This is a genomic window from Gordonia sp. L191 (assembly GCF_030077625.1).
Classification (GTDB): domain Bacteria; phylum Actinomycetota; class Actinomycetes; order Mycobacteriales; family Mycobacteriaceae; genus Gordonia; species Gordonia polyisoprenivorans_A.
The window spans coordinates 2,499,334-2,507,229 of record NZ_CP125996.1 but is presented as its reverse complement, the minus strand read 5'-3'; the positions used below and the strand labels follow the sequence as shown (position 1 = coordinate 2,507,229).

The 7,896-nt window shown below is 68.1% G+C and carries 7 protein-coding genes and 1 tRNA gene; 4 read left to right on the top strand and 4 right to left on the bottom strand.

Annotated elements, in window-relative coordinates; all coding sequences use genetic code 11:
* Positions 1 to 90 precede the first annotated feature (90 nt).
* Positions 91 to 342, top strand: coding sequence for a phosphopantetheine-binding protein (locus QNM97_RS11275; protein ID WP_283822792.1), 252 nt, complete (start codon positions 91 to 93; stop codon positions 340 to 342).
* Positions 339 to 1,850, top strand: coding sequence for a tryptophan 7-halogenase (locus tag QNM97_RS11270; RefSeq protein ID WP_283822791.1), 1,512 nt, complete (start codon positions 339 to 341; stop codon positions 1,848 to 1,850). Before QNM97_RS11275 ends, QNM97_RS11270 begins: the two co-directional genes overlap by 4 nt.
* A 25-nt stretch (positions 1,851 to 1,875) precedes the next feature.
* Here QNM97_RS11270 and QNM97_RS11265 read toward each other — a convergent pair whose 3' ends face one another.
* Positions 1,876 to 3,072, bottom strand: a complete 1,197-nt coding sequence (locus QNM97_RS11265) for an isochorismate synthase (RefSeq protein WP_283822790.1) — start codon at positions 3,070 to 3,072, stop codon at positions 1,876 to 1,878.
* Positions 3,073 to 3,282: 210 nt separating this feature from the next.
* On the opposite strand from QNM97_RS11265, the gene QNM97_RS11260 reads away from it, so the two are divergent.
* A complete protein-coding gene (locus tag QNM97_RS11260; RefSeq protein WP_283822789.1) occupies positions 3,283 to 4,569 on the top strand; it encodes a lysine N(6)-hydroxylase/L-ornithine N(5)-oxygenase family protein in 1,287 nt (428 codons plus the stop codon).
* A 27-nt stretch (positions 4,570 to 4,596) separates the two neighbouring features.
* Here QNM97_RS11260 and QNM97_RS11255 read toward each other — a convergent pair whose 3' ends face one another.
* The gene (locus QNM97_RS11255) at positions 4,597 to 5,550 is read right to left on the bottom strand and encodes an LLM class F420-dependent oxidoreductase (RefSeq protein ID WP_283822788.1); all 954 of its coding nucleotides are present in this window, start codon (positions 5,548 to 5,550) and stop codon (positions 4,597 to 4,599) included.
* Between the two features lie 10 nt (positions 5,551 to 5,560).
* Positions 5,561 to 6,604 carry a nucleoside hydrolase gene (locus QNM97_RS11250; RefSeq protein WP_283822787.1) on the bottom strand — a complete coding sequence of 348 codons (1,044 nt, stop codon included), beginning with the start codon at positions 6,602 to 6,604 and terminating at the stop codon, positions 5,561 to 5,563.
* A gap of 104 nt (positions 6,605 to 6,708) precedes the next feature.
* Between QNM97_RS11250 and QNM97_RS11245 the strand changes: the two genes are divergently transcribed.
* Complete coding sequence (locus QNM97_RS11245) at positions 6,709 to 7,689, top strand: mechanosensitive ion channel family protein (RefSeq protein WP_283822786.1); 981 nt, start codon at positions 6,709 to 6,711, stop codon at positions 7,687 to 7,689.
* A gap of 63 nt (positions 7,690 to 7,752) precedes the next feature.
* Here QNM97_RS11245 and QNM97_RS11240 read toward each other — a convergent pair.
* A tRNA-Leu gene (locus tag QNM97_RS11240) sits at positions 7,753 to 7,838 on the bottom strand.
* Positions 7,839 to 7,896: the final 58 nt, after the last annotated feature.

Below are 7,896 nucleotides of genomic sequence, written 5' to 3'. Positions count from 1 at the left end.
CTACTGTAGCGACCGCGGACGGTGCCTCGCTCACCGTACCGACCCACGATCCCACCGCATCCGGTGGCCGTACGAAGTGAGGATCTGCCCATGGCATCTGTGGATGCAGTTGTGACCCGCGACCGGATCATCGGCGACATCGCCGAGATCCTCGACGTTCCCGCCTCCGAGATCACCGACGACACCAACGTTCTCGACATCGGCCTGGATTCGGTGCGGTTGATGTCGTTGATCGAGCGGTGGCGCGCCGCAGGTGCGACGCGCGCCGATCTGGTGGCGTTGGCCGCCGACCCGGTGGTCGGATCCTGGGTGCGCGAACTGTCGATGGAGCAGGCCCGATGAGCGAGGTCACGATCGAGAACGTCGATGTCGTCGTCGTCGGTGGCGGTCCGGGTGGGTCGACCACCGCCACGCTGCTGGCCAAGAGCGGCCGCCGCGTGGTCCAGATCGAGAAGGAGACCTTCCCGCGGTATCAGATCGGGGAGTCGTTGCTGCCCTCCACGATTCACGGGGTGTGCAAGCTGCTGGGCTGCTATGAGAAGGTCCGCGACGCCGGCTTCATGCACAAGCGCGGCGGCAGCTTCCGGTGGGGCACCAACCCCGTGCCGTGGAACTTCCTGTTCGCGATCTCCCCGGAATTCGCCGGCGAGGGCTCCTACGCCTATCAGGTCGAGCGGATGAAATTCGATCAGATCCTGCTGGCGAATTCGGCCGACAACGGCGTCGATGTCCGGCAGAACTGTCGCGTGAACGGCGTCGACACCGACGAGACCGGCCGGGTCACCGGGGTGCGCTACCTCGACGCCGACCGCGTCGAACACCACGTGCGGGCCCGGTTCGTCGTCGATGCCTCCGGCAACACGACCCGACTGTCCTCGCGCGCCGGCGGCGAACGCGTGTACTCCGAGTTCTTCCAGAACGTCGCGGTCTTCGGGTATTTCGAAGGCGGCAAACGATTCCCGGCGCCCGACGCGGGCAACATCCTCTGCGCGGCGTTCGACGAGGGCTGGATCTGGTACATCCCCCTGTCGGACACGCTCACCAGCGTCGGCGTGGTCATCGCCAAGGACAAGGCGCAGCATGTGCTCAGTGCGCAGGAAGAGACCCTGCGGCACTACATCGATCGGTGCGAGATCGTGCGCGACATGCTCACCGACGCCACGCGGGTGACCGAGGGCACCTACGGCGAGATCCGTATCCGCAAGGACTATTCGTATGCCAACACCCGCTTCTGGGGCAACGGCATGGTGCTCGTCGGCGACGCCGCGTGCTTCATCGATCCGGTGTTCTCGACCGGGGTGCATCTCGCGACGTATTCCGGTGTGCTGGCGGCACGTTCGATCAACAGCGTGCTCGACGGCACGATGTCCGAGGAACGTGCCTTCGGTGAGTTCGAGGGCCGCTATCGCCGCGAGTACGCCGTCTTCCACGAGTTCCTCTCGGCGTTCTACGACATGGAGCAATCCGAGGACTCGTACTTCTGGAAGGCGCGCAAGGTCACCAACTTCGACCGCAACGACATGACGGCCTTCGTCTCCCTCGTCGCCGGCGGCTACTCGGGAGAGGACGCACTGACCCACCCGTCGTCGATCGTCTCGCGGTTCCGCCGATCCTCCGACGCACTGACCGAGGCCGCCCGCGCCACCGGCGGTATGGACACCGACTCCGGCCAGCGGATGGGGCACATGTTCGGTGCGCCGGTGGTCCGTGAGGTGATGGAGGAGATGAACGCCCTGCAGGCACGTGGCGCGGTCGGCGACCGCGCCACCGAACCGCCCTTGCTCGAGGGCGGTCTGGTGCCCTCGGCCGACGGCTTGGCGTGGGCGGAACCGGCGCAGGTCGCGGTCTGACCGGTCGACCCACCGACCGTCCGGCTCAGCCGATACCGAGGGCGGCGAGGATCGTCGCGAATTTGGCGTCGGTCTCGGCGAGTTCGGTGTCCGGGTCGGAGTCGGCGACGATGCCGCCGCCGGCCCAGGTGGTGATCTCCCGGCCACCGGGGGCGATCTCGGCACAGCGGATCGCGACCATCCACTCGCCGTCACCGGCGATCACGGTGCCGTCGCGACCGCGTGTCGGGGCGCCCGCCCATCCGATCGCGCCGGCGTAGAAGCCCCGCCGGGCCTCGGTCGCGACGATGTGATCGCGGGCCAGGTCGGTGGGCGTGCCACAGATCGCCGGGGTCGGATGAACGGCTATGGCGAGATCCAGGGCCGTGGTCGACGGGTCGGCGATCTCACCGCGGATCGGGGTGCCCAGATGCCACATCGTCGGCGTCGTCATCAGCTCGGGTTCGTCGGGCACGTCGAGCGTGCGGCACAACGGCGCGAGCGCCGCCCGCAAGGCATCGACGACGAATCGGTGTTCGGTGCGATCCTTCGTCGAATTCGCCAGTGCCCGACCCTGTTCGGCGTCGAGTCGGGGATCGGTCAGGCGCGCCGACGAGCCCGCGAGCGGATAGGCCGACACGATGTTGCCGCGTTTGCGGATCAGGACCTCCGGGCTGGCGCCGACCAATTGGGGGAGCGAACCCGAGGTGGGACCGGGCAGGTCGGTGACGAACACCGATCCCCGCGGATCGATGGCACGCAGTCGCGCGGCCACGTCCCATCCGGTGACCGGCGACTCGGAGTGCACCGTCAGGGCGCGTGCGAGCACCACCTTCGCCAGCGGGTCGCCGGGGTCGGCGAGCCGGTCGATCGCCGCCGCTACCCGGCGATGATGGTCGGCCGGCGACGGTACGGCGGCCACGATGCGGGAGCGCGCCACCGGGCGCCCGGCGGCGGTCGGCGGAGTCCACCGGCCGTGGTGCAGGTCGAGCCGATCGGGCGCGATGAGTGACGCCCGCTCACGGGCATCGAACGGCAGGGCTCCGACGATCGCGGCCAGCGCACCGTCTCGCAGTGCGCGGGCGGCCCGGTCGGTGTCGTGGTACACGGTGCTGCAACCCACCCCGATGACGTGATAGGTGTTGCGGCACAACAGGAAATGTGCGACACCGGCGCCGGTCGCGCCGGTTAGGGCGCCAAGGGCATCGGGAGTGTGCTCGGCCGACGTCGGCGATGAGATCATCTCGCGTGTTTCTCCGATCGGGATGGGTGACCGGTGGATCTGTGGCGATCGGGCGGTCACCGTGGAGCGGGGCGCCCGATTCGCGGGCGTTGGAGATTAGGTTAGACTTACCTTCTGAACATCGGTAAGGGTGTCGCCCGATGGCGCCGATCGGCTCGCCTGACCGGGCCCGAGTCCGACAGCCCCGGCGAGCAAGCAGAGGAGTAGCGCGTGTGCAGTGAGCACCTTTCCACGGTGGATCTCGTCGGTATCGGGTTCGGTCCGTCGAATCTGGCGCTGGCCATCGCTCTCGAGGAGCACAACCGCACCGCCGCAACGCCGATCACCGCGCAGTTCTTCGAGCGACGCGATCGGTTCCAATGGCATCCCGGAATGTTGCTGCCCGGCGCCACCATGCAGGTGTCGTTCCTCAAAGACCTCGCCACACAACGGAACACGGCCAGCGACTACACATTCTTGAGGTATCTCGCCGAACGGGACCGGCTGACCGACTTCATCAACCTGCAGACCTTCTTCCCGCTGCGCTCGGAGTTCCACGACTATCTGCAGTGGGCGGCGGCGCGCGTGTCGATACCCGTGCAGTATTCGACCGAGGTCACCTCGGTGCGCTGGCACGACGGCGCCTTCGAGGTGACGACCCCGACGGGCGCGTGTCGCGCCCGACATCTGGTGCTCGGCGGCGGAATCCGCGCCAAGCTGCCTGCTGGTGTGGTCGCCGGTCGACGGGTTTTCCACAATCACGACGTACTCGATCGCTTCGCCGAGCTACCCGAGAGCACTCACGGAGCGTTCGCGGTGATCGGTGCCGGCCAGAGCGCCGCCGAGGTAACGGCATTCCTGCACGAGCAGACCGACGCGCAGGTGCACGCAGTGTTCGCCAAATACGGCTACACCCCGGCCGACGACAGTCCCTACGCCAATCGGATCTTCGACCCCGGTGCCGTGGACGAGTACTTCGTGGCGCAACCCGCCTGGCGTGAACGCATTCTCACCTATCATCGCGGCACCAACTACTCGGCGGTCGATCCGGAACTGATCAACGCCCTGTATCGGCGTGAATACACCGAACGGGTCGACGGGCACCGGCGGCTGTTCGTCCACGGCTCCACCGAGGTCCTCGACATCATCGAGACCGACGAGGCGGCCCGCCTGCGGGTGGTGAACCGCATGAACGGCGAGGAACTCGAGATCCTTTGTGACGCCGTCGTCTTCGCCACCGGCTTCGAGCCCACGCCGGTCGGTGCCATGCTCGGCGACCTCGGCCGCTTCTGTCACTCCGATGTCCATGGGCGACCGGTGCTCGACCGACACTATCGGCTGCGCACCGATCCCGAGGTGACCGGCGCCATCTACGTGCAGGGCAACTCCGAGCACACCCACGGGCTGACCGCGACGCTGTTGTCCAACGTCGCGGTCCGCTCCGGGGAGATCGTCGAATCGCTGTCGGCACACGTGAGTGCGCGCAACGGAACCGGGCGCCGGGCCGCGGTTCTGTAGCGGGCTACGCGTATCGGCGGTTCCTGCCTATCGGTTGATCAGCGGCGCGAGGGTCCGACCCAGCAGGTCGACACGGCCGGGAAGGTGGCCGTTGGCGGGCGCGTTGACCGTGACCCCGTCGATGCCCGTGGCCAGCAGGGCCGAGTAACGCTGGGCGACCTCCTCCGGAGAGCCGATGATCGCGCCGCCGCGGCGTGCCTCCGCACGCGGGTTGCGGGCGACATAGGCGTCGAACTCCTGCTGCGCCTGCTCGTGGGTCGGGGCCACGCACGCCGAGGTCTGCAGGGTCACGACGATCTCGGAGCGATCGCGGCCGAGGCGCTCGCAGTGCTGCGCCAGGGCATCGAGTTTGCGACCGATCTCGTCGACCCCGCAGATGAGGTTGGATTCGTCGGCGTACTGGGCGACCATGCGCAGCGTCTTGCGCTCACCACCGCCGCCGATCATCACCGGGATCCGACCGAGCGGGGCGGGGGAGTTCGCGGCGTCGCTGACCTGATACCACTTGCCCGCCAAGCTCGGTCGCTCCCCACGCAGCATGGGCAGGATGATCTGCAGTGCCTCCTCGAGCTTCTCGAACCGATCGGTGAACGTACCGAACTCGTACCCGAGACAGTCGTGTTCGAGTTCGAACCAGCCCGCGCCGATGCCGAGTTGGGCGCGCCCCGCCGACACCAGATCGAGGGCGGTGACGATCTTGGCGAGAAGCGTGGGATTGCGGTAGGTGTTGCCGGTGACCAGCGCCGACAACCGCACCCGCGAGGTGTGCTGGGCCAGCGCGGCGAGCAGGGTGTAGCACTCGATCATCGGTTCGTCGGGTTCGCCGAGCATCGGGAGTTGGTAGAAGTGGTCCATCACGAGCACGGTGTCGAAGCCGGATTCCTCCGCCTCGACGGCCTGCGCGGTGATCGTGGGGAACAGCTGATCGGGTGCGGTGTCGGGATAGCTGAAGTTCGGGATCTGGTAGCCGAGGCGGGTCACCGCGCCAACGCTACGCTCCCGTGGACTGGTTGCCCACGCGCCGGGCGAGCGTCGCAACCGTCTCGATGAGGTCGTCGAAGACGCGATCGACGTCGGTCGTCGAGGCGACCCGCGCATTCGGTGCGCCACCCCACATCCCGCGTTCGTCGGCGACCGTGGTGCCGCGTGTCAGCGTGCCCGCGAGTTCCACCGCGACCCGGGCCGGCCGGGTCCGCACCCACGACGGATCCAGCGCGACCATCGCCGCGAACGGGTCGTGCAGGTGGGCGATGTAGCCCTCGTCGTGAGCATGGTGGAACTCCAGATAGAAACGCAGCGCGTCCATCACGTGCCGGATGATCACGTTGGTCGCCACCGACCGCGTGCCCGGTTCGTCGGCGGGATCCGGGCACTCCAGCGGGGTACTCCCGGCCGCGGCGGCCAGCCGCACCGTGTGATCGGGGGTCAGGGCGATGGATTCGGTGAGATCGAGCGGGCACACGATCGGTTCCGGCGCCCCATCGGTGCCGAACGCCGCGAACACCTCGGCGGCGGCCTCCGGATCCACGGCCACATTCCATTCCGAGGTCGGGGTGGTGTTGCCGTGCACATGGAACGCACCGCCCATGATCACCAGGCGTCGCAGCCGCACCGGAAGGTCGGGGTCGCGGCGGATCGCGGTGGCCAGCGAGGTCATCGGACCCGTCACGAGTCCGACGAGCTCCCCGTCATGTGCCGCGGCCGCCTGCACCCACGCGTCCGCGGCGTCGAGACCGGCGACGGTCTGCGTGGGGGTGGGGAGCTCGGCATAGCCCACCCCGAGCGGCCCATGGGTGTCCTCGGTGGTCATCAGGTCGGCAACCAGAGGGCCGGGCGCACCCTGATGGACCGCGATGTCCTCGCGGCCGCAGAGCGCAAGCCAGGCGAGATTGTTGGTGGCGACCACATCGGCGGGCACATTGCCGGCCGTACTGGCGATCCCGACGAGATCGACGTCGTCGCGGGCGAGCAGATACAGCAGTGCGAGCGAGTCGTCGATCCCGGTATCGCAGTCGAAGAACACACGGTGGGTCACCGCACCAGTCTCCCACCTGCCGGTGGTCACCGGCCCACCCCGGTGCGTCCACCCCCGCTGCGCAGCGGGTTCGACGGATCGCGGGATTTCCGTACCGTCGGGGCATGGACCTTTCGACTCTCGGCACGGCCCATGGCTCCATCGCGCAGCTCGCCTTCGAATGGACCGACACCAACCGAATGTGGTTGGTGGAACGGCCCATTCGTATCGTGTGCTACATCGTCGGGGCGCTGATCGTGCGGTGGGTCGCCCACCGCCTCATCGATCGGGCGACCCGCGGGAACCCCGACGCCGCCGACCGCAGGGCGCCGGCCCTGATCCGGCATCTGCGCGAACGTTCGCCGACCGGGACGAAGACCCCCGCGGCGGCCAAAGCGGCTGTGGCGCAGCGTCGTTATCAGCGGGCCCGCACCATCGGGTCGGTGCTCAAGTCGACGGTGTCGATCATCGTGCTGACCTGGGCCGCACTGGCGATCCTGTCGGTGCTCGGCGTCAACATCGCACCGTTCATCGCCTCGGCCGGGGTGATCGGTCTGGCGGTCGGGTTCGGGGCGCAGAACCTGGTGCGCGACTTCGTGACCGGTGTGTTCATGCTCCTCGAGGACCAGTACGGTGTCGGCGACACCGTCGATCTCGGTGAGGCGGTCGGCACGGTGGAAAGCGTCGGATTGCGCATCACCACGGTCCGAGACGTGGACGGCACCCTCTGGTACGTCCGCAACGGTGAGATCGCCCGCGTGGGCAACATGAGCCAGGAGTATGCGGTGGCCCGGGTCGAGGTCCCGGTGTCACTGCGCGCCGACCTCGACCGTGCGCAGGAGGTCGCCCTCGACGCCGCAATGAGGGCCGTCGCCGACGACGAGACACTGGCCGCCGATGTGGTCGACGAGCCGCGGATGCTCGGGGTCCAGGAGGTCGCGTCGGATCGGGTGGTGCTGCGCCTGACCGTGACGACCCGACCGAACGCGCAGTGGGCGGTGCAGCGCCGGCTGCGTCGGGAGATCCTGCGGGCCTATGACGAACACGACATCGATCTGCCCTATGTCCGGGGCCGGACACTCGTCGGCGTCGACGCCGACGGTTGAGCCGAAACCGCGCGAAACGAGACGAGGTCCCCGGGAGGATTCCCGGGGACCTCGTCTGCTGCGTGTCCGAGGGGGGACTTGAACCCCCACGCCCGTTAATAGGGCACTAGCACCTCAAGCTAGCGCGTCTGCCATTCCGCCACTCGGACTTGATTGTCAACCGGCGTGCGAGGCGAGCTCTCACACCGGCGGCGATAACACTAACCG